The organism is Streptomyces sp. NPDC017095 (genome assembly GCF_044332325.1).
Classification (GTDB): Bacteria; Actinomycetota; Actinomycetes; order Streptomycetales; family Streptomycetaceae; genus Streptomyces.
In genome coordinates, this window is the sequence record NZ_JBIROU010000011.1 from 122248 (window position 1) to 140430 (window position 18183).

The window sequence follows — 18183 nt, forward strand, 5'->3', positions numbered from 1 at the left end:
CGCTACGCAGTGTGTCGTATCGCGGTGCGGCCGGTCTAGGCCCGCGGGGGGTGGTGCAGGCCCAGGTTCTCGTAGATTTCCAGGGTCGCCGTGGAACTGTTCAGCGTGATGAAGTGCAGTCCGGGCACTCCTTCGGCCAGCAGCCGAGCGCAGAACTCCGTGGCGAACTCGATACCGATGGAGCGTACCGCCGCCGGATCGTCCCGCGTCGCCAGGATCCGCTCTTTCAGGGCGTCCGGGACCTGGGCGTTGCTCAGTTTCGGCAACCGTTCCAGCATCTTCACGCTGGTCACCGGCAGGATCTCCGGGATCACCGGGGTGTCGCAGCCCGCCGCCGCCACCCGGTCGCGCAGCCGTAGATACGACTCCGGCTGGAAGAACATCTGTGTGATGGCGTAGTCGGCGCCCGCGCGGCACTTGTCCACGAAGTGCGCGACGTCGGTGTCCCAGTCCGAGGAGCGCGGATGCATCTCCGGGAACGCGGCGACGCCCACGCAGAAGTCGCCCGACTCCTTGATGAGCCGGACGAGTTCGGCCGCGTAGGTGAGCCCCTTGGGGTGCGGGACCCAGGTGCCCATCGGGTCGCCGGGCGGGTCGCCGCGCACGGCGAGCATGTTGCGGATGCCGGCGTCGGCGTACTGGCCGATGATGTTGCGCAGTTCGGCGATGGAGTGGTCGACCGCGGTGAGGTGGGCGACCGGGGTCAGCGTCGTGTCGGCGACGATCTGCTGGGTCTCCTTGACGGTGCCCGCGCGGGTGGAGCCGCCGGCGCCGTAGGTCACGGAGACGAAGTCGGGGGCGACCGCCTCGACCCGCCGGAGCGCGCTCCACAGGTTCCGCTCGCCCTTGGGAGTCTTCGGCGCCGAGAACTCGAAGGAGTACGTCGTCTTGCCGGTGGCGAGCATGTCGCGCACGGTGCGTGCGCGATCAGTCCTGGTGGATGGGGTTCCGAGGGCCATACGGGCAGGTTAGCCAGGGGTGGGCGGTCCCCCAACCGAACCTGGGAAATTGCCCGGATTGTCGGCCACGTGTCCACCCCTTGGACACCGATCCGGCCACCGGGCGCTCTCAGACCTGCCGCAGCCGCTTGCCGAACTCGGCCGCCGCCGCGCCCGGGTCGTCCGCCTCGGTGAGCGCGCGGACCACGACCACCCGGCGGGCGCCCGCGTCCAGCACCTCGTCCAGGTTGCCGAGGTCGATGCCGCCGATGGCGAACCAGGGGCGGCCGGTGCCGAGGGCCGCCGTGTGGCGGACCAGGCCGAGGCCGGGCGCGGGGCGGCCGGGCTTGGTGGGGGTGGGCCAGCAGGGGCCGGTGCAGAAGTAGTCCACGCCGTCCTGGACGGCCGCGGCGGCGGCCTCGGCCTCCGTGTGCGTGGAGCGGCCGATCAGCACGCCGTCGCCGAGGATCGCGCGGGCCGCGGGGACCGGCAGGTCGCCCTGGCCCAGGTGCAGCACACCGGCGCGGGCGGCGTGGGCCACGTCGGCCCGGTCGTTGACCGCGAGCAGCTTGCCGTGCCGGGCGCAGGCGTCGGCGAAGACCTCCAGGTGCGCCAGCTCCTCGGCGGCCTCCATACCCTTGTCGCGCAGTTGCACGATGTCCACGCCGCCGGCCAGGACCGCGTCCAGGAACTCGGGCAGGTCGCCCTGGCGCCGGCGGGCGTCCGTGCAGAGGTACAGGCGGGCGTCGGCGAGCGCGGCGCGGGCGGTGTCGGTCATGTGCGTGGGTCCCCCCGTGGTCGGTGTCCCCGGCGGTGCTGCGGCGGCGGTGTGCGGGCGTCCGGCCCGCACACCGCCTCCGGCTCCCCGGTGCGGCTCAGACGGCGAGCGCCTGGGCGCGGCGCTTCACCTCCGTGCCGCGATTCTCGCTCAGGGCCTGCGCGGGCGTGCCGGGCAGGGTCGGGTCGGGCGTGAAAAGCCACTCGATCATCTCTTCGACCGTGAAGCCGTCGTCCCGCAGGAGCGTCAGGGTCCCGGACAGGCCCTTGACGACCTTGTCCCCGTCGATGAAGGCTGCGGGGACGTGCAGCGCCCTGTTCTCCCCCCGGCGTACGGCGATGAGCTGGCCGTCCTTGACCAGCTGCCGGACGCGCGTCACCTCGACGCCGAGCATGTCGGCGATGTCGGGGAGGGTGAGCCAGGCGGGGACGAGAGCATCGATCTTTGCGTCAATCTCGGTCACGGATCTAGGGTAGGCGCTCCGCCGGGGCGCCCGCGATGTGTCGTCGGCCGTCCGCGGGTCCGTCGTGGCCGGTCACGCCCCCGCGGGCGGCCGTGGCGCTCAGTCGGCCGTGGCGTTCTTCAAGGGGCAGGCCGGGTCCGACAGGGCCCCCGGATCCATGGCGCGGCCGGCCTCGATCAGCCGGCGGCCCTGGGCGAGATCCCGGGGCCGGCCCACGGCCAGCAGGGCGACCAGGCGGCCCGCGCGCAGCCAGCAGACCGTCCAGGACGGGCCGGCCGGGTCGCCGCGCCACACCAGGCGGTCGGCCGCGGCGTGGTGCCCGGCGTACTGCACGAACCGGCCGAACTGCTCCGACCAGAAGTACGGCACCGGGTCGTAGACCGCGGGGGTCTCGCCGAGGATGTTCGCGGCGACCGTGCGCGGGCCCTGAAGGGCGTTGTCCCAGTGGTGGACGAGGAGCCGTTCGCCGTAGCGGGCCGACGGGAAGGACGCGCAGTCGCCCACGGCGTACACGTCCGGCAGCGAGCTGCGCAGCCGGTCGTCGGTGAGGACCTCGCCGTGCGCGCCCAGGGCGACGCCGGAGCCGGCCAGCCAGGCGGTGGCGGGACGGGCGCCGATGCCGACGACGACGGCGCCCGCGGGCAGCCGGGTGCCGTCGGCGAGCACCACCGCGCCGGGCTCGACCCGCGCCACGCGCGCGCCGGTGCGCAGTGCGACGCCCGCGTCGGCGTACCAGGCGGCCATGGGCGCGGCGGCCTCGGCGGGCAGGGCGCCGGCCAGCGGCCGGCCGGCGGCCTCCACGACGGTCACCGCGCAGCCGGCCTCGCGGGCGGCGGTGGCGAACTCGGCGCCGATCCAGCCGGCGCCCACGACGACGACGTCGTGCTGCCGGGCCAGCACGGGCCGCAGCCGGCCGGCGTCGTCCAGGGTGCGCAGCAGGTGCACGCCGGGCACGCCCTCGGTGCCGGGCAGCGTGACCGGTTCGGCGCCGGTGGCGAGGACCAGGACGTCGTAGGGCACCGGGCCCGCCTCGGTGTCCAGCTCGCGTGCGTCCGCCCGCAGGCCGCGCACCGCGCAGCCGAGCCGCAGTTCGACCCCGAGGGACTCGAAGTCGACGTCGAAGGCGGAGTCCTCGGCCTTGCCGAGCAGGACCGCCTTGGACAGCGGCGGCCGGTCGTAGGGCTGGTGGGGTTCGGCGCCGATGACGGTCACCCGGCCCCGGAAGCCCTGTTCCCGCAGGGCCACGGCGGTCTGCACCCCGGCCATGCCCGCGCCGACGACGACCACGCGCGGCCCCGGTGACGTGCCCTCTTGTGCTGTCTGCTCGCTCACCCGGTCACCTTAGACACATGACGGAACGTCAGTCAGCGGGCGTGCTCGGTGACCTGGTCCACAACGCTCGTGCCGGCGCCCGGACCGGACTCCCACTCCCAGGTCTCCGTCAGCCGCAGCCGCCCGTCCGGCAGCTCCCCGACCGTGGACACGCAGTGCCCGGAGGCGGTCGTCCCGTCGGTCCTGAGCTGCACGTACCGGAAGTCCAGCCGGTCGCCCTCGCGGGTGCCGACCAGATGGCCGCGCACCACGTCGCCGCCCGCGTACTCGGCCCAGACGGCGCCGTCCCGCTCGTGGTACGCGAACCGGGTGGCGGTGCCCACCTGGCCCGGGTCCTGGTCCGACACGGGGGCGAAGGCGAGTCCGTCGAGCGACCGGGCCATGGAACGGGGCTCCCTTACGGGTGAGGAGGGGTGCGGGCTAGGGTGGCCACCGTACAAGCACTCGCGGGAGCCCGGACGACCGGGCTGAGAGGGAGGCTCGCGGCCTCCGACCGTACGAACCTGATCCGGGTCATGCCGGCGAAGGGAGGGGCTCACCGCCCATGTCGTCACGTACGTCCGACGTCCTCGTCATCGGGGGCGGAATCATCGGCCTGGTCACGGCCTGGCGCGCGGCGCAGCGCGGGCTCGCCACAGCCGTCGTGGACCCCGCGCCCGGGGGCGGCGCCGCGCAGGTGGCGGCCGGGATGCTGGCCGCGGTCACCGAGCTGCACTACGGCGAGGAGACACTGCTCGGGCTGAACCTGGAGTCGGCCCGCCGCTATCCGGAGTTCGCCGCCGAGCTGACCGCGCTGACCGGCCAGGACCTCGGCTACCGGCGCTGCGGCACCCTCGCCGTGGCGCTGGACGCCGACGACCGGGCCCACCTGCGCGAACTGCACGCGCTCCAGCAGCGCTGCGGTCTGGCGGCGCAGTGGCTGTCCGGGCGGGAGTGCCGGCGCCTGGAACCGATGCTGGCGCCCGGGGTGCGCGGCGGGCTGCGGGTCGACGGCGACCACCAGATCGACCCGCGCCGGCTGGCCGCGGCCCTGGTCGCCGCGTGCGAGCGGACCGGTGTGGTGTTCCACCGCGACCGGGCGGAGCGCCTGGACGTGGTCGCGGACCGGGCCGCCGGCGTCACCACGGCGGACGGCACCGGGCTGCGCGCGGAGCAGGTGGTGCTCGCCGCCGGCAGCCTGAGCGGCCGCCTCGCGGGCGTGCCGCGGGAGCTGTCGCCGCCGGTCCGGCCGGTCAAGGGGCAGGTGCTGCGGCTGACCGTGCCGCCCCGGTACGCGCCGTTCCTGAGCCGGACCGTACGGGCCGTGGTGCGCGGCGGCCACGTCTATCTGGTGCCCCGGGAGAACGGCGAGCTGGTCGTCGGCGCCACCAGCGAGGAGCTGGGCTGGGACACGACGGTCACGGCCGGCGGCGTGTACGAGCTGCTGCGCGACGCCCACGAGCTGGTGCCCGGCATCACCGAGCTGCCGCTCACCGAGACCCGGGCCGGACTGCGCCCCGGCTCCCCCGACAACGCGCCGCTGCTCGGCCCGTCCGGCCTGGCCGGGCTGCTGCTGGCCACCGGTCACCACCGCAACGGGGTGCTGCTCACGCCGGTCACCGGGGACGTCCTGGCGCACACCCTGACCACCGGCGAACTCCCCGAAGAGGCACGTCCCTTCACTCCCCGGCGCTTCGGTGCCGCCCGCCCGGAACAGCAGGAGCAGCCCGTATGAGCACCTCCGTGACCATCTCCGTCAACGGCGAACCCCGCCGTGTCGCGCCGGGCACCGCACTGGACGCCCTGGTGCGCACGCTCACCGCGGCGCCGCGCGGGGTGGCCGCCGCCGTCAACGAGACCGTCGTCCCGCGGGCGCGGTGGGCGGCGACCGCGCTCGCCGAGGGCGACCGCGTCGAGGTCCTCACCGCCGTACAGGGAGGCTGAGCCATGGCCGACGATCCGCTGGTCCTCGGTGACCTGGCCTTCTCCTCCCGGCTGATCATGGGCACGGGCGGGGCGCCCAGCCTGGAGGTGCTGGAACGGGCGCTGGTCGCCTCCGGCACGGAGCTGACGACCGTCGCGATGCGGCGGGTGGACCCTTCCGTGCACGGCTCGGTGCTCTCGGTGCTGGAACGGCTCGGCATCCGGGTGCTGCCGAACACGGCGGGCTGTTTCACGGCCGGCGAGGCCGTGCTGACCGCCCGGCTGGCCCGGGAGGCGCTCGGCACGGACCTGGTGAAGCTGGAGGTGATCGCCGACGAGCGGACGCTGCTGCCCGATCCGGTGGAGACGCTGGAGGCGGCGGAGACGCTGGTCGACGACGGGTTCACGGTGCTGCCGTACACCAACGACGATCCGGTGCTCGCGCGCCGGCTGGAGGACGCCGGGTGCGCCGCCGTCATGCCGCTCGGCTCGCCGATCGGCTCCGGGCTCGGCATCCGCAATCCGCACAACTTCCAGCTCATCGTGGAGCACGCGCGCGTGCCGGTGATCCTGGACGCGGGGGCCGGCACGGCGTCCGACGCGGCGCTGGCCATGGAGCTGGGCTGCGCGGGGGTGATGCTGGCGTCGGCGGTGACGCGGGCGCAGGAGCCGGAGCGGATGGCCGCGGCGATGCGGCACGCGGTGGAGGGGGGCCGGCTGGCCCGGCTGGCGGGGCGGATCCCGCGGCGCTACCTCGCGGAGGCGTCCTCCCCGGCGGAGGGTCTGGCCCGGCTGGACCCGGAGCGGCCGGCGTTCTGACGGCGCCCGCCCGCGCGGTCCCGGAGCCCGCCGTGTGACCCTCGTCCCGCGTGCCGCTCGTCACAGGTCGGCCGCAGTGCCGCCGCGGGGGCGGCCGGCGGGGCGGGGGCGCGGGCGGTGCCTCGTAGACTCGCCTCTCGTGGATACGACCCTTCAGGACCCCTTGGTCGGGCAGGTGCTCGACGGCCGCTACCGCGTCGACGCGCGGATCGCGGCGGGCGGGATGGCCACGGTCTACCGGGCCCTGGACACCCGTCTGGACCGTGTGCTCGCGCTGAAGGTGATGCACCCGGCGCTCGCGGCCGACGGGTCGTTCGTGGAGCGGTTCATCCGGGAGGCCAAGTCGGTCGCCCGGCTCGACCACCCGAACGTGGTGCAGGTCTTCGACCAGGGCACCGACGGGTCGTACGTCTACCTGGCGATGGAGTACATCGCCGGCTGCACGCTGCGGGACGTGCTGCGCGAGCGCGGCGCCGTGCAGCCGCGGGCCGCGCTGGACATCCTGGAGCCGGTGCTCGCCGCGCTCGGTGCCGCGCACCGGGCCGGGTTCGTGCACCGCGACATGAAGCCCGAGAACGTGCTGATAGCCGACGACGGCCGGGTGAAGGTGGCCGACTTCGGGCTGGTGCGCTCCGTGGACACGGTGACCAGCACGACGGGCGCCGTGCTCGGTACCGTCTCCTACCTCGCGCCCGAGCAGATCGAGCAGGGCACGACCGGTCCGCGCGTGGACGTGTACGCGTGCGGGGTGATGCTGTACGAGATGCTGACGGGCGCCAAGCCGCACTCCGGGGACTCCCCGGCCCAGGTGCTCTACCAGCACCTGCACGCGGACGTGCCGCCGCCCTCGGCCCTGGTGCCCGGGCTGCCGTCCGCGCTGGACGACCTGGTGGCGTCGGCCACCGCGCGCGTCCCGGACGCCCGGCCGCAGGACGCGGTGGCGCTGCTCGGCCAGGCGCGGCAGGCCCGGCCGGCGCTGACCGACGAGGAGCTGGACACGCTGCCGCCGCAGGCGCTGGCCGCGCGGCACGACAACGCCGGGGACCGCACGAGCGTGATCCCGCGCGCGCTGACCGCCCCCGTCCCCCGCTCCGCCGGCGCGGAGGAATCCCCGTCCGGGCCGCTTGCCGACGGCGAGGACCCGCCGCTGACTGCCGTAGCGGACGGTGTCGACCGCACGGCCCGGCTGCAGAGCCCGCCCGTGCCGCCCCGGCGCCGCCCGGCCCGGCCGCGGCGCGCGGTGCTGGCCCTGATCGCGGCCGTGCTGGTGGTGCTGGGCGGGGGCGCCGGTGTCTGGTACATCAACTCCGGCCAGTTCACCAAGGTGCCGCCGCTGCTGGCGAAGACCGAGGCCCAGGCGCGGGACCGGCTGGAGGCGGCCGGGCTCGGCGTCGGCGAGGTCGAGCACGCCTACAGCGACACCGTCGAGCGGGGCACGGTGATCGGCTCCGACCCGGCGCCCGGCGCCCGGATACGCGACCACGACGCGGTGTCGCTGACCGTGTCGCTCGGCCCGGAGACGGTGAACGTGCCGAACGTGGAGGGCCAGTCGCTGGCGAAGGCGCGGGCCCGGCTGAAGGCGGACGGCCTGGAGCCGGGCATGGTCACCCGGGAGTTCAGCGACGACGTGCCGCGCGGCTCGGTGGTCCGGACGACGCCGGACGCGGGCACCAAGCGGCACGCGGGCTCGGCGATCGCGCTGACCGTCAGCAAGGGCAGCCCGGTCGACGTGCCCGACGTCACCGGCGACGACCTGGACAGCGCGCGGCAGGACCTGACGGACGCGGGGCTGAAGGTGCGGATCGCCGCCAAGCGGGTCCACTCCGAGTACGACAAGGGCGCCGTCGCCGCGCAGAGCCCTCAGGAGGGCGACGAGGCGGCCGAGGGCGACACGGTGACCCTGACGCTGTCCGAGGGCCCCGAACTGGTCGAGGTCCCGGACGTGGTCGGGGACAGCGTGGACGACGCCCATGAGGCGCTGGAGGCGGCGGGCTTCGAGGTGGACGAGGACCGCGGGCTGCTCGGCCTGTTCGGCGACACCGTGAAGAAGCAGTCGGTGGACGGCGGCGACAAGGCGCCCAAGGGGTCGACGGTCACGATCACCATCCGGTGACCGGTCTCACCGGTGATCACGGTCCGGGCGCGGGGGCGGACATGACACCCTGAACGGGTGAGTCCCGTTCGATCCCCCCGCCCCGGCAGTTCCCGCAATCCCGTCGGCAGCCATGTCCCGGTGGCCGGCGGTCTGCACTCCGTCGGGCTGTCCTACGCCCGTGAGCTGAAGGCGGAGGCCGTGCAGGTCTTCGTCGCCAACCCGCGCGGCTGGGCCACGCCCGCCGGGAACCCGCGGCAGGACGAGGCGTTCCGCGCGGCCTGCGCCGCGGAGTCGGTCCCGGTGTACGTGCACGCCCCGTACCTGATCAACTTCGGTTCGCACACCGAGGCGACGGCGGAGCGGTCGGTGGAGTCGCTGCGGCACTCGCTGCGGCGCGGGCGCGAGATCGGCGCGCTGGGTGTGGTGGTGCACACCGGCAGCGCGACCGGCGGCCGGACGCGGGAGGTGGCGCTGCGGCAGGTGCGCGAGCGGCTGCTGCCGCTGCTGGACGAGCTGACCGAGGACGACGACCCGTTCCTGCTGCTGGAGTCGACGGCCGGGCAGGGTGCCTCGCTGTGCTCGCGGACCTGGGACTTCGGGCCGTACTTCGCGGCGCTGGACGCCCACCCGAAGCTGGGCGTGTGCCTGGACACCTGCCATGTCTTCGCCGCCGGGCACGACCTGACCGGGCCTGCCGGTATGCACCAGACGCTGGATCTGCTGGTGGAGACGGTCGGCGCGGGCCGGCTGAAGCTGATCCACGCCAACGACTCCAAGGACGTGGCGGGCGCGCACAAGGACCGGCACGAGAACATCGGCGCCGGCCACATCGGCGAAGACCCGTTCCGGGCGCTCATGACCCACCCGGCGACCGAGGGCGTCCCGCTGGTCATCGAGACGCCCGGCGGCAAGGAGGGGCACGCGGCGGACGTGGAACGGCTGAAGAAGCTGCGCGACGCCTGACGGGAATACCCCAGGGGGGTATATGGTTCCGGCAGTGCAGGAGCCGTCATCCGACCTGGGGGCAGTCATGAAGCACGAGGCGCACGCCGGACACACACAGCACGGGACACCTCCGCACGCGGACCACCACGCGAGCCACGGCACGGACGGGCGCGCCGGTCACGCGGGGCACCACGGTCACGCACCCGGTGCCACCTGGTCCATGGCCGCGCAGGCCACGCTCCACTGCCTGACCGGGTGCGCCATCGGCGAGGTGCTGGGCATGATCGCCGGCACGGCGCTCGGCTGGGGCAATCTGCCGACGACCCTGCTCGCGGTCGCGCTGGCCTTCTTCTTCGGCTACTCGCTCACCCTGCGGGGCGTGCTGCGGGCCGGCGTCGGCTTCCGCACGGCCTTCCGGGTGGCGCTGGCCGCGGACACCCTGTCCATCGCCGTGATGGAGCTGATCGACAACGGCGTGATCCTCGTCTGGCCGTCTGCGCGGGACGCCATGCTGGGCGACGCGCTGTTCTGGGCCTCGCTCGCGGTGTCGCTCGTGGTGGCCTTCGCAGTGACCACCCCGGTGAACAAGTGGACGATCGGCCGGGGCAAGGGGCACGCGGTGGTGCACCGGTACCACCACTGAGCCGCCCGGAGGACGGGAGTCACAGCTCGGGGCCGTCCCCGGACTCCTCCTGGTAGGAGTAACGCTGCTCGCGCCAGGGATCGCCGACGTTGTGGTAGCCGCGCTCCTCCCAGAAGCCGCGGCGGTCGGCGGTCATGTACTCCACGCCCCGGACCCACTTCGGGCCCTTCCAGGCGTACAGGTGCGGGACGATCAGGCGCACCGGGAAGCCGTGCTCGGCGGTGAGCAGCTCGCCGTCCTTGTGGGTGGCGAAGATGGTCCGGTCGGAGCAGAAGTCCGACAGGCGCAGGTTCGAGCTGAAGCCGTACTCCGCCCAGACCATCACATGGGTGACGTCGGGCGCCGGCGGGGCCAGCTCCAGTACGGCGCCGGCCGGGACGCCGCCCCACTCCGCGCCGACCATGCTGAACTTCGTCACGCAGTGCAGGTCGGCCGTCACCGTGGTGTACGGCAGGGCCGTGAACTCCTCGTGGTCCCAGGTCCGCTTGTCACCGTCGGCGGTGGCCCCGAAGACCCGGAACTCCCAGCGCTCGGGCCGGAACTTCGGCACGGGCCCGTAGTGCGTGACCGGCCAGCCGCGCTGGAGCCGCTGACCCGGCGGAAGCTCTGAACCTGCCGCTGCCCCAGACCCTCGCTCCACCGGATGACCCATGTATCCATCCTGACAGACCTCGGGCAGTGCCCTTGACCATCACTCTCCGAAAAGGGCATATACCTACAAGCCGGTGCGAACTTACTAAGTATCCACTTACTGGACGATCTTCTCCGTCGGTGCAATCATGCGGCGCTATCGGCCGGGTCCCTCTGGAAGGAGTCCACAGCGATGCAAGGCGACCCCGAGGTCATCGAACTGCTCAACGAACAGCTGACCGCCGAGCTGACCGCGATCAACCAGTACTTCCTGCACGCCAAGCTGCAGGACCACAAGGGATGGACCAAGCTGGCCCGGTACACCCGGGCGGAGTCGTTCGACGAGATGCGCCACGCCGAGGTGCTCACCGACCGCATCCTGCTCCTCGACGGCCTGCCCAACTACCAGCGGCTCGGCCATGTGCGGATCGGGCAGACGGTGGCCGAGATGTTCCAGGCGGACCGGCAGATCGAGGTCGAGGCCATCGACCGGCTGCGCCGGGGCGTGCAGGTGATGCGCGAGAAGGACGACATCACGTCGGCCAACGTCTTCGAGGCGATCCTGGCCGACGAGGAGCAGCACATCGACTATCTGGACACCCAGCTGGAACTCGTGGACAAGCTGGGCGAGGCGCTCTACCTGGCGACCGTCATCGAGCAGAGCCAGCCCGACGCCTCGGGCGGCCTGTCCGGCCACTGAGCGGCCGGCGCCGTCAGGCCGCGTCGTCCAGCCGTACGAGCGCCGGGGCGCGCTGGCCGGCCGGCTCCCGGCGGGGGCAGGCGCCGCGGCCGAGCAGGGCCTGGATGCGCCGGACGCAGCCGCCGCAGTCGGTGCCGGCCTTGCAGGCGGAGGCGATCTGGCGCGGGGTGCAGGCACCCTTCTCCGCGTGCTGCTTGACCTGGTCCTCGGTGATGCCGAAGCAACTGCAGACGTACACGCGGGTTCACCTCCCCGGAGGGTCGCTGGTCACTGCCCTCCCCTGTTCGGTGAGGCAAACCTAACCTAACCCATTCCCGGCAACCGGAGAAGTGACCGGGGCGCGGATCCGGTGTGATCCGCGCCCCAGGGTGACTCAGTGCCGGCCGGTCACTGGTCCCGGTACATCTCGGCCACCAGGAACGCCAGGTCCAGCGACTGGCTGCGGTTCAGCCGCGGGTCGCAGGCCGTCTCGTAACGCTGGTGCAGGTCGTCCACGAAGATCTCGTCGCCGCCGCCCACGCACTCGGTGACGTCGTCGCCGGTCAGCTCCACGTGGATGCCGCCCGGGTGGGTGCCCAGCCCCTTGTGGACCTCGAAGAAGCCCTTGACCTCGTCCAGCACGTCGTCGAAGCGGCGCGTCTTGTGCCCGGAGGCCGCCTCGAAGGTGTTGCCGTGCATGGGGTCGGTCACCCAGGCCACCGTCGCGCCGGACGCCGTGACCTTCTCGACCAGCTCGGGCAGCTTGTCGCGGATCTTGTCGGCGCCCATCCGGACGATGAAGGTCAGCCGGCCCGGCTCCCGCTCGGGGTCGAGGCGGTCGATGTAGCGCAGCGCCTCCTCGGCCGTGGTGGACGGGCCCAGCTTGATGCCGATCGGGTTGCTGATCCGCGAGGCGAACTCGATGTGCGCGTGGTCCAGCTGCCGGGTGCGCTCGCCGACCCACACCATGTGCGCGGAGACGTCGTACAGCTTGCCGGTGCGGGAGTCGACCCGGGTCAGGGCGGACTCGTAGTCCAGCAGCAGCGCCTCGTGCGAGGAGTAGAACTCGACGGTCCGGAACTCCTCCGGGTCGGTGCCGCAGGCCCGCATGAAGTTCAGCGCGTTGTCGATCTCCCGCGCGAGCTGCTCGTAGCGCTGGCCGGACGGCGAGGTGCGCACGAAGTCCTGGTTCCAGGCGTGCACCTGGTGCAGGTCGGCGTAGCCGCCGGTGGTGAAGGCGCGCACCAGGTTCAGCGTGGAGGCCGACGCGTGGTACATCTGCTTGAGCCGCTCCGGGTTCGGGATGCGGCTGGCCTCGGTGAAGTCGAAGCCGTTGACGGAGTCGCCCCGGTACACCGGCAGCGTCACGCCGTCGCGGGTCTCGGTCGGCTTGGAGCGCGGCTTGGAGTACTGCCCCGCGATCCGGCCGACCTTCACCACGGGCACGGAGGCCGCGTAGGTCAGCACGGCGCCCATCTGGAGCAGCGTCTTCAGCTTGTTGCGGATGTGGTCGGCGGACACCGCGTCGAACGCCTCGGCGCAGTCGCCGCCCTGGAGAAGGAACGCCTCTCCCTTGGCGACGGCCGCCATCCGGGCGCGCAGCTGGTCGCACTCGCCCGCGAAGACGAGCGGCGGATACGACTCGAGGTCCGCGATCACTGCGCGCAGAGCCTCGGGGTCGGGGTACTCGGGCTGCTGCGCCGCGGGCAGGTGTCGCCAGGTGTTGCCAGCGCTCGGGCTGGTCTTAGCGTTCACGGTCACTCCGTAAACATTACGGGGTCCTGTCCCATGTTCTTCCTCCGGCTCGAAGGGTGAGACGGCGTGACTGCCTGCCGGACGGCCGGCGGGTGCGGTAGGGTTCCCGGCATGTTCGCGCTGTCGATCCAGACCTGGTGGTGGACCGCTTCTCCGGCGGCCCGCTGATCGCGCGTACGACAAGACTTCGCGAAGGCCGCCCGAGGGGCGGCCTTCGGCGTTTCCGGAGCCGTTCCTCACCGCCATCGAGCACCGATCACTTCGATCACATCGACGGAAAAGAGGAACCATGGACCTGGCACGGCTGGTGCACGACTCCCGCCCCTTCGCCCTGCTCCACCGCCGCACCCCGGGCCGCGACGAGCGCCTGGTGGAGGTGCTGACCGGCCCGGTGACCCGGTGCGACCGGCTGGCCGACCTGCCCGACGAGGGGCTGGCGCTCGTCCCGTTCCGGCAGTTGCGCGAGCGCGGCTTCGACGTCCGCGACGACGGCACCCCGCTGCTGGTGCTGACCCCCGAGGAGACGTACACGCTCGATCTGGACGAGGCCCTCGGTCTGCTGCCCGCGCACGAGGTGCGGGTCGAGGGCGGCGGCTTCGACGTGGACGACGAGGAGTACGCGCGGATCGTCGGCCGGGTGCTGCGCGAGGAGATCGGCCGGGGCGAGGGCGCGAACTTCGTGATCCGGCGCACCTACGAGGGCCGGGTCCCCGGCTTCGGCCGCGCCGACGCCCTCGCCCTGTTCCGGCGGCTGCTGGCGGGCGAGCGCGGCGCCTACTGGACGTTCGTGGTGCACACCGGGGACCGGACGCTGGTGGGCGCCAGTCCCGAGGTGCACGTGCGGATGTCCGGCGGCACGGTCGTGATGAACCCGATCAGCGGGACGTACCGCTATCCCGCCGAGGGGCCCACGCCGGACCACCTGCTCCGCTTCCTCGCCGACGGCAAGGAGACCGAGGAGCTGTCGATGGTCGTCGACGAGGAGCTGAAGATGATGTGCACCGTCGGCGACATGGGCGGTGTCGTCGTCGGTCCGCGGCTGAAGGAGATGGCGCACCTCGCGCACACCGAGTACGAGCTGCGCGGCCGGTCCTCCCTGGACGTGCGCGAGGTGCTGCGGGAGACGATGTTCGCGGCGACGGTGACCGGGTCCCCGGTGCAGAACGCGTGCCGGGTGATCGAGCGGCACGAGCGCGGGGGCCGCGGGTACTACGCCGGTGCGCTGGCCCTGCTCGGACGGGACGCCGGGGGCGCGCAGACCCTGGACTCGCCCATCCTGATCCGCACCGCCGACATCGGCGCCGACGGCCGGCTGCGGGTGCCCGTCGGGGCGACGCTGGTGCGCGGCTCCGACCCGGCCGGCGAGGTCGCGGAGACCCACGCGAAGGCGGCGGGCGTGCTGGCGGCGCTCGGGGTGGGCCCGGCCCGGCCGCGCGCGGAGCGGGAGCGGCCCCGGCTGGCCGACGACCCGCGGGTGCGGGCCGCGCTGGACGGGCGGCGGGCGGGGCTCGCGCCGTTCTGGCTGCGGATGCGGGAGCGGCCCGGTGTCCTGACCGGCCAGGCCCTCGTGGTGGACGCCGAGGACACCTTCACCGCGATGCTGGCGCACGTCCTCGGGTCCGGCGGGCTCGACGTGAGCGTCCGGCGGTACGACGAACCCGGGCTGCGGGAGGCGGTGCTCGCGCACCCGGGTCCGGTGGTCCTCGGGCCCGGCCCCGGCGACCCCGCCGACCTCGCCGATCCCCGGATGGCGTTCCTGCGGGACCTGACCGCCGAGGTGCTGGGCGGCCACCGGCACGGGGTGCTCGGCGTGTGCCTCGGACACGAGCTGATCGCGGCCCGGCTGGGGCTGGAGATCGTCCGCAAGGAGGTGCCGTACCAGGGGGCGCAGACGGAGATCGACCTGTTCGGGCGGAGCGAGACCGTCGGTTTCTACAACAGCTTCGTGGCGCGCTGCGACGAGGACGCGGCCCGGGAGCTGGCCGCGCACGGCGTCGAGGTGAGCCGCGCGGAGAACGGCGAGGTGCACGCCCTGCGCGGTCCCGGCTTCGCCGGGGTGCAGTTCCACCCGGAGTCGGTGCTGACGCTGAACGGGGCCGCGGTCGTGCGGGAACTGGTGGGCGGGCTGCGCCGCACGACCGTGTAGCGCCCGGGCGCCGGTCAGCCGAAGAAGACGCCCGCCTCCCGGTACAGCTCCGGGTCCACCGTCTTCAGTCTGGCCGTCGCCTCGGTCAGCGGGACGCGGACGATGTCGGTGCCGCGCAGGGCGACCATCCGGCCGAAGTCCCCGTCGTGGACGCAGTCGATGGCGTGCAGTCCGAAGCGGGTGGCGAGCCAGCGGTCGAAGGCGCTGGGCGTGCCGCCGCGCTGGACGTGGCCGAGGACCGTGGTGCGCGCCTCCTTGCCGGTGCGCCGCTCGATCTCCTTGGCCAGCCACTCGCCCACCCCGGACAGCCGGACGTGCCCGAAGGAGTCCCGCGACTCGTCCTTGAGCACCACCTGGCCGTCCTTCGGCACGGCGCCCTCGGCGACGACCACGATCGGCGCGTAGGAGGCCTGGAACCGGGAGGTCACCCAGTCGCAGACCTGGCCGATGTCGAAGCGCTGTTCGGGGATGAGGATGACGTTGGCACCGCCGGCCAGGCCCGCGTGCAGGGCGATCCAGCCGGCGTGCCGGCCCATCACCTCCACCACCAGGACCCGCATGTGGGACTCGGCGGTGGTGTGCAGCCGGTCGATGGCCTCGGTGGCGATGTTGACGGCGGTGTCGAAGCCGAAGGTGTAGTCGGTGGCGGACAGGTCGTTGTCGATGGTCTTCGGCACGCCGACACAGGGCATCCCGTACTCGTCGGACAGCCGGGCGGCGACCCCGAGGGTGTCCTCGCCGCCGATCGCGATCAGGGCCTGCACCTCCTGCTTGGCCAGGTTGTCCTTGATCCGGCGGATGCCGTCGCGCACCTTCAGCGGGTTGGTCCGCGAGGAGCCGAGGATGGTGCCGCCGCGGGGCAGGATGCCGCGCACGGCGGGGATGTCCAGACGGACGGTGTCGTTCTCCAGCGGACCGCGCCAGCCGTCCCGGAATCCGACGAAGTCGTAGCCGTACTCCTGCACGCCCTTGCGGACGACGCCCCGGATGACGGCGTTGAGCCCGGGGCAGTCGCCGCCTCCGGTCAGTACTCCGACGCGCATGGAAATGTCCCTTCGCCGCGATGGTCTGACGCCGAGTCACGCTAATGGTGATTCAGGTCACATCGGGAGGGGCGATTCGGGTGATCCGGGCGCGCGCCGCGTACGCGCCCTACCCCCCGTCGAGTCCGCGCTCTATGGCATACCGGACCAGCTCCACCCTGTTGTGCAGGTGCAGCTTGCCCAGGGTGTTCTGGACGTGGTTCTGGACCGTGCGGTGGGAGATGACGAGGCGTTCGGCGATCTGCTTGTAGCTCAGGCCCTTCGCCACCAGCCGCAGCACCTCCGTCTCCCGCTCCGTCAGCCGGGGCGCGCCCGGCTCGCCGGCGTCCGCGGCGGGCGCGGGCTCGGCGGCCAGCCGCCGGTACTCGCCGAGCACCAGTCCGGCCAGGCCCGGCGTGAACACCGGGTCGCCGGCGGCGGTACGGCGCACCGCGTCGAGCAGTTCCGCGGTGGAGGCCGACTTCAGCAGATAGCCGGTCGCGCCGGACTTCACCGCCTCCAGCACGTCGGCGTGCTCGCCGCTCGCCGAGAGCACCAGGACCCGCAGCGCCGGGTCGTGGCCGACCAGTTCCTTGCAGACCTGGACGCCGGGCTTGGCGGGCAGGTTGAGGTCCAGCACCAGCACGTCGGGCGCGGCGGCCCGGGCCCGGCGCACCGCCTGCTCGCCGTCGCCGGCGGTGGCGACCACCTCGAAACCGGACTCGGCCAGGTCCCGGGCGACCGCGTCCCGCCACATCGGATGGTCGTCCACCACCATGACCCTGATCGGGCCCTGCCGCTCGGTCATCACCGCTCCGCCTTCTCGCCGCGCGCCCGGACGGCGCCCTTCGGTACCTTCAGTTCGACCTCCGTGCCCTGCCCGGGAACGGAGAGGATCCCGGCGCTGCCGCCGAGGTCGCGCAGCCGGCCCCGGATCGACAGGGCCACCCCGAGCCGGCCCTCGCCCTCGGCCTGCGCGAGCCGGCCCTCGGGGATGCCGGGGCCGTCGTCGCGGACGGTGACGACGATCTCGTCCGGCTCGTCCTCCAGCAGGATCCAGGCCCGCGCCCCGTCCCCCGCGTGCGCCCGCACGTTGTCCAGGGCGGCCCCGACGGCGGCGGCCACCTCGCGGGCCGCGGCCGGCGGCAGCGGCACCGGGGCGCCGGGCTCGGCCAGGCTGACCCGGGCACCCGCGTACGGCGCGAGCAGGGAGCGCAGGTCGAGCGGACCGGTCTCGTCCGGTTCCTCCACCGCGCGGACGACGGCGCCCTCGGCCAGGTCCTCCGAGACCCGGGACACCGGCACCAGACCGCCCGAGACCAGGGTCCGCAGGGCCACTTCCTGGTCCCCGGCCAGCCGGCCCAGCTCGGCCGCCTCGCCGCCGAGCGCCGCGCCCCGGCGCTTCACCATCGCCAGCACCTGGAGCACGCCGTCGTGGATGTCCCGGGCCAGCCGCTCCCGTTCCCGGGTCGCCGCCTCGATCTCCAGGGCGCGGGCGAGGGTGCGCTCGGAGGCGCGGGCCACCTCCACGACGTAGCCGATGGCGATGGCGGCCACCCAGACCAGGATCACGTTGTGCACGGTGTCCCGGGCGGGGTGGCCGCGCTCGGCCAGGTTGGCCGCGGCCACGGCCGTGGAGGCGACGGCCGCCCAGCGCCAGCCGCCCTTGACGGCGAAGGCCAGCACCGCGCCTGCCGTCCATATCGACGGCAGGGTGGGGCCGCCGCCCGCGATCCGCTGGTGGCTGTCGGCGAGCGGGGTGAGCAGGATGCCGGCCAGCGCGACGGCCAGGTCGGCGGCGAGGAAGCGCCGGGTGCAGCTCGCCGCGTTCGCCACCCTGGGCAGGGTGGCGAGGGTCCACACGACCAGCACCGTGTAGTAGGCGACGGCCACCCAGGGCCGGACGAACTGGTCGTAGGCGGTGGCGCACAGGCCGATCGCGTAGAGCATGGTCAGGACGCGGTACGCGGTCAGCGCGCGCCACAGCGGCAGCTCCACCGACATCCGCATGACCCGCTCGCGCTTGGGCATGTCCC

General features: G+C 73.5%; 20 protein-coding genes and 1 riboswitch. Of the genes, 9 read left to right on the forward strand and 11 right to left on the reverse strand.

Features of this window, described 5'->3' with window-relative positions; genetic code table 11:
• Positions 1–35: 35 nt before the first annotated feature.
• From metF to ACH4OA_RS22915, 5 genes are all read right to left on the reverse strand, one after another.
• Positions 36–959, reverse strand: a complete 924-nt coding sequence (metF, locus tag ACH4OA_RS22895) for a methylenetetrahydrofolate reductase [NAD(P)H] (protein WP_365884063.1) — start codon at positions 957–959, stop codon at positions 36–38.
• A gap of 109 nt (positions 960–1068) precedes the next feature.
• Positions 1069–1716 carry a thiamine phosphate synthase gene (thiE, locus tag ACH4OA_RS22900; RefSeq protein WP_397940583.1) on the reverse strand — a complete coding sequence of 216 codons (648 nt, stop codon included), beginning with the start codon at positions 1714–1716 and terminating at the stop codon, positions 1069–1071.
• Positions 1717–1813: 97 nt separating this feature from the next.
• Positions 1814–2179: an Rv2175c family DNA-binding protein gene (locus ACH4OA_RS22905; protein WP_365942126.1), complete on the reverse strand. Its 366-nt coding sequence runs from the start codon at positions 2177–2179 to the stop codon at positions 1814–1816.
• A gap of 99 nt (positions 2180–2278) precedes the next feature.
• A complete protein-coding gene (locus tag ACH4OA_RS22910; RefSeq protein ID WP_397945738.1) occupies positions 2279–3511 on the reverse strand; it encodes an NAD(P)/FAD-dependent oxidoreductase in 1233 nt (410 codons plus the stop codon).
• Between the two features lie 32 nt (positions 3512–3543).
• Positions 3544–3894, reverse strand: coding sequence for a hypothetical protein (locus tag ACH4OA_RS22915; RefSeq protein ID WP_397970481.1), 351 nt, complete (start codon positions 3892–3894; stop codon positions 3544–3546).
• 53 nt (positions 3895–3947) lie between these two features.
• Positions 3948–4058, forward strand: a riboswitch (TPP riboswitch).
• Here ACH4OA_RS22915 and thiO point away from each other — a divergent pair.
• The 6 genes from thiO to ACH4OA_RS22945 all read left to right on the forward strand — a co-directional run bounded on the left by thiO (position 4056) and on the right by ACH4OA_RS22945 (position 9915).
• Positions 4056–5225, forward strand: coding sequence for a glycine oxidase ThiO (thiO, locus tag ACH4OA_RS22920; RefSeq protein ID WP_397970483.1), 1170 nt, complete (start codon positions 4056–4058; stop codon positions 5223–5225). Its footprint overlaps the riboswitch before it by 3 nt.
• Positions 5222–5434 carry a sulfur carrier protein ThiS gene (gene thiS, locus ACH4OA_RS22925; RefSeq protein WP_365882759.1) on the forward strand — a complete coding sequence of 71 codons (213 nt, stop codon included), beginning with the start codon at positions 5222–5224 and terminating at the stop codon, positions 5432–5434. The genes thiO and thiS overlap by 4 nt, the downstream gene beginning before the upstream one ends.
• Positions 5435–5437: 3 nt before the next feature.
• Positions 5438–6232: a thiazole synthase gene (locus ACH4OA_RS22930; protein ID WP_397942036.1), complete on the forward strand. Its 795-nt coding sequence runs from the start codon at positions 5438–5440 to the stop codon at positions 6230–6232.
• A gap of 139 nt (positions 6233–6371) precedes the next feature.
• Positions 6372–8345: a Stk1 family PASTA domain-containing Ser/Thr kinase gene (gene pknB, locus ACH4OA_RS22935; protein WP_397970485.1), complete on the forward strand. Its 1974-nt coding sequence runs from the start codon at positions 6372–6374 to the stop codon at positions 8343–8345.
• Between the two features lie 57 nt (positions 8346–8402).
• Positions 8403–9290, forward strand: coding sequence for a deoxyribonuclease IV (locus ACH4OA_RS22940; RefSeq protein ID WP_397970488.1), 888 nt, complete (start codon positions 8403–8405; stop codon positions 9288–9290).
• A gap of 67 nt (positions 9291–9357) precedes the next feature.
• Complete coding sequence (locus ACH4OA_RS22945) at positions 9358–9915, forward strand: DUF4396 domain-containing protein (protein WP_397942046.1); 558 nt, start codon at positions 9358–9360, stop codon at positions 9913–9915.
• A gap of 19 nt (positions 9916–9934) precedes the next feature.
• Here ACH4OA_RS22945 and ACH4OA_RS22950 read toward each other — a convergent pair whose 3' ends face one another.
• On the reverse strand, positions 9935–10567 hold the full coding sequence (locus tag ACH4OA_RS22950; RefSeq protein ID WP_397970491.1) for a sulfite oxidase-like oxidoreductase: 633 nt from the start codon (positions 10565–10567) through the stop codon (positions 9935–9937).
• 171 nt (positions 10568–10738) lie between these two features.
• Between ACH4OA_RS22950 and bfr the strand changes: the two genes are divergently transcribed.
• Positions 10739–11245, forward strand: a complete 507-nt coding sequence (gene bfr / locus ACH4OA_RS22955; protein ID WP_397970494.1) for a bacterioferritin — start codon at positions 10739–10741, stop codon at positions 11243–11245.
• 13 nt (positions 11246–11258) lie between these two features.
• Here bfr and ACH4OA_RS22960 read toward each other — a convergent pair whose 3' ends face one another.
• Together ACH4OA_RS22960 and ACH4OA_RS22965 are read right to left on the reverse strand one after the other, a co-directional pair.
• Positions 11259–11483, reverse strand: coding sequence for a bacterioferritin-associated ferredoxin (locus ACH4OA_RS22960; RefSeq protein WP_397942030.1), 225 nt, complete (start codon positions 11481–11483; stop codon positions 11259–11261).
• A gap of 149 nt (positions 11484–11632) precedes the next feature.
• Positions 11633–12985 carry a class II 3-deoxy-7-phosphoheptulonate synthase gene (locus ACH4OA_RS22965; protein WP_365882955.1) on the reverse strand — a complete coding sequence of 451 codons (1353 nt, stop codon included), beginning with the start codon at positions 12983–12985 and terminating at the stop codon, positions 11633–11635.
• A 105-nt stretch (positions 12986–13090) separates the two neighbouring features.
• Between ACH4OA_RS22965 and ACH4OA_RS22970 the strand changes: the two genes are divergently transcribed.
• Both ACH4OA_RS22970 and ACH4OA_RS22975 read left to right on the forward strand, forming a co-directional pair.
• Complete coding sequence (locus tag ACH4OA_RS22970) at positions 13091–13147, forward strand: trp operon leader peptide (protein WP_365882961.1); 57 nt, start codon at positions 13091–13093, stop codon at positions 13145–13147.
• A 121-nt stretch (positions 13148–13268) separates the two neighbouring features.
• Positions 13269–15125: an anthranilate synthase family protein gene (locus tag ACH4OA_RS22975; protein WP_397970497.1), complete on the forward strand. Its 1857-nt coding sequence runs from the start codon at positions 13269–13271 to the stop codon at positions 15123–15125.
• Positions 15126–15139: 14 nt separating this feature from the next.
• On the opposite strand, the gene ACH4OA_RS22980 is transcribed toward ACH4OA_RS22975, so the two are convergent.
• The 3 genes from ACH4OA_RS22980 to macS form a co-directional block, all read right to left on the reverse strand.
• The gene (locus ACH4OA_RS22980; protein ID WP_397970498.1) at positions 15140–16168 is read right to left on the reverse strand and encodes a 6-phosphofructokinase; all 1029 of its coding nucleotides are present in this window, start codon (positions 16166–16168) and stop codon (positions 15140–15142) included.
• Between the two features lie 109 nt (positions 16169–16277).
• On the reverse strand, positions 16278–16955 hold the full coding sequence (locus ACH4OA_RS22985; protein WP_397970501.1) for a response regulator: 678 nt from the start codon (positions 16953–16955) through the stop codon (positions 16278–16280).
• Positions 16955–18178, reverse strand: coding sequence for a MacS family sensor histidine kinase (macS, locus tag ACH4OA_RS22990; protein ID WP_397942025.1), 1224 nt, complete (start codon positions 18176–18178; stop codon positions 16955–16957). Before macS ends, ACH4OA_RS22985 begins: the two co-directional genes overlap by 1 nt.
• Between the last annotated feature and the right edge of the window lie 5 nt (positions 18179–18183).

Excerpts from the sequence above, each read along its gene's own strand:
- ACH4OA_RS22985 (WP_397970501.1), bottom strand. The coding sequence starts at position 16,955 with ATGACCGAGCGGCAGGGCCCGATCAGGGTCATGGTGGTGGACGACCAT.
- metF (WP_365884063.1), bottom strand. The coding sequence starts at position 959 with ATGGCCCTCGGAACCCCATCCACCAGGACTGATCGCGCACGCACCGTG.
- thiO (WP_397970483.1), top strand. The coding sequence starts at position 4,056 with ATGTCGTCACGTACGTCCGACGTCCTCGTCATCGGGGGCGGAATCATC.
- macS (WP_397942025.1), bottom strand. The coding sequence starts at position 18,178 with ATGCCCAAGCGCGAGCGGGTCATGCGGATGTCGGTGGAGCTGCCGCTG.
- ACH4OA_RS22915 (WP_397970481.1), bottom strand. The coding sequence starts at position 3,894 with ATGGCCCGGTCGCTCGACGGACTCGCCTTCGCCCCCGTGTCGGACCAG.
- bfr (WP_397970494.1), top strand. The coding sequence starts at position 10,739 with ATGCAAGGCGACCCCGAGGTCATCGAACTGCTCAACGAACAGCTGACC.
- thiE (WP_397940583.1), bottom strand. The coding sequence starts at position 1,716 with ATGACCGACACCGCCCGCGCCGCGCTCGCCGACGCCCGCCTGTACCTC.
- ACH4OA_RS22980 (WP_397970498.1), bottom strand. The coding sequence starts at position 16,168 with ATGCGCGTCGGAGTACTGACCGGAGGCGGCGACTGCCCCGGGCTCAAC.
- thiS (WP_365882759.1), top strand. The coding sequence starts at position 5,222 with ATGAGCACCTCCGTGACCATCTCCGTCAACGGCGAACCCCGCCGTGTC.
- ACH4OA_RS22930 (WP_397942036.1), top strand. The coding sequence starts at position 5,438 with ATGGCCGACGATCCGCTGGTCCTCGGTGACCTGGCCTTCTCCTCCCGG.
- ACH4OA_RS22975 (WP_397970497.1), top strand. The coding sequence starts at position 13,269 with ATGGACCTGGCACGGCTGGTGCACGACTCCCGCCCCTTCGCCCTGCTC.
- ACH4OA_RS22950 (WP_397970491.1), bottom strand. The coding sequence starts at position 10,567 with ATGGGTCATCCGGTGGAGCGAGGGTCTGGGGCAGCGGCAGGTTCAGAG.
- ACH4OA_RS22945 (WP_397942046.1), top strand. The coding sequence starts at position 9,358 with ATGAAGCACGAGGCGCACGCCGGACACACACAGCACGGGACACCTCCG.